The following is a 1,575-nucleotide window of genomic DNA, read 5'->3' as shown; positions in this document are numbered from 1 at the left end:
CGATCCGCGCCCGCAGCGCCAGGGCCTGGGCCGATGTCGCCCGACGCGTCCACCTTTCCAACACCGCCCGCTCGTCGTCAGACAGAAGCAGCGGTCCCAACTTCGGGCCGCGACGGGGAACTGACGCACCAGCAGCAGAAGTCACACAACTACCAACGATCAACTACTGGCGCAGGACACTAGCTTGACACCGTCGGGGATCTTGGAGTTTCGGGGTGCGGCAGCATGGCCAACAGGCAAGCTCGGGTGGTTCCGATGACCGATGGAGCTGTCGAGGCGCCCGTTGTCCCTCCGTCCCCGTTCCGGTGAGCACGTCCCGCCCCTGACCGCGCAGGTCGCGCGGGCGAGCAACCCAGGCGGTACGACGGCGATGTGGGTGAGAGACCGCCTGGACGGGCTGTGGCATGACGAGGACTTCGCCGACTGGTATCCGCGTGATGGGCGTCCGGGTCTCTCGCCCGTCCAGCTGGCCACCGTCTGTGTGCTGCAGTTCGTGCTCAACCTGTCGGACCGGCAGGCCGCCGAGGCGGTCCGCTGCCGCATCGACTTCAAGTACGCCATGGCCATGGAGCTGGACGATCCCGGCTTCCACCCCAGTGTGCTGGCCGACTTCCGCGAACGTCTCACCGAGGGCGACCGCGCCGACCACCTCCTCGACCTCGCCCTGGCCCGCCTCAAGAAGGCCGGCTGGGTGCGCGAGCGCACCGACTCCACCCATCTCCTGGCCGCGGTCCGCGACCTGACCCGGCTGGAGCTGGTCACCGAGGCGGTCCGCGCCGCGCTGGAGGAAGTGGCCGGCACCGCCCCGCACCTGCTGGACGGGCTGGTCGACGAGGACTGGGGGCGCCGCTACGGCCGTCCGGTCCGCCTGGGCAAGAACCCCACCAAGCCCAAGACCAGGATCCTCGCCACCGGCGACGCCGTCCGGCTCCTGGAACACCTCTACCAGCACGGTAGCGGACCGTGCGTCGGGCCCTCGTATCCAAGCCCTGCGCCAGATCATGGTGCAGAACTATCACCGTGACGCCTTGGGCCGCCTGCGCTGGCGCACCGCCGAGACCGAAGGCGGACCCGGGCTGCCGCCCTCGTCCCGGGCGATCGCCTCGGGCGGCTGGGAGTCGGCCCGTACAGTGCTGGATCCATTGCTGCGTGCCCATCCCGGCGTCGTGGCTCGGGCCGTCCACGAGGCCATCCCACAGGCTGCGTTCGTGAAGGAGGGTCCTTGGCCGGACCTGCAAGCTGACGTGGTCAGCCAGCGCCTGCAAGAAACCCTCGATGCCTGGCAGGCGGCGCTCAGCCCGGCAGGGGACCGCATCTTTTTCTCCATGGGGTGGACTGGCCCAGTAACCGTCGATGCCTCCCTTGAGGGCAACAGGCTGGGACTTCACATCCTGCGACGCGACGGTGGCCACACCCCGGGGCTCGCGATCCCAGTTGCCACCGGTGGACGGAACGGCCCGGGATACGCCCCGTGACGGCACTAGGCGCTGTTTCTCGGATCATGTGCGGAGCCAGACGATGAGTGCTGCGAGGGTGACTGTGCCGAGGTAGGTGTAGGCCCGTTTCTCGTAGCGT

At 68.9% G+C, this 1,575-nt stretch carries 2 protein-coding genes; both read left to right on the top strand.

The window, feature by feature from the left end:
* Nucleotides 1-283 precede the first annotated feature (283 nt).
* Complete coding sequence (locus ABZZ74_RS54105; RefSeq protein WP_356951439.1) at nt 284-1,024, top strand: transposase; 741 nt, start codon at nt 284-286, stop codon at nt 1,022-1,024.
* Nucleotides 1,002-1,475, top strand: coding sequence for a hypothetical protein (locus tag ABZZ74_RS54100; RefSeq protein WP_356951438.1), 474 nt, complete (start codon nt 1,002-1,004; stop codon nt 1,473-1,475). Before ABZZ74_RS54105 ends, ABZZ74_RS54100 begins: the two co-directional genes overlap by 23 nt.
* Nucleotides 1,476-1,575: the final 100 nt, after the last annotated feature.

Origin of the sequence: Streptomyces sp. NPDC006476 (assembly GCF_040612015.1) — a bacterium.
GTDB lineage: Bacteria > Actinomycetota > Actinomycetes > Streptomycetales > Streptomycetaceae > Streptomyces > Streptomyces griseorubiginosus_B.
This window is presented reverse-complemented; position numbering and strand designations above follow the sequence as displayed.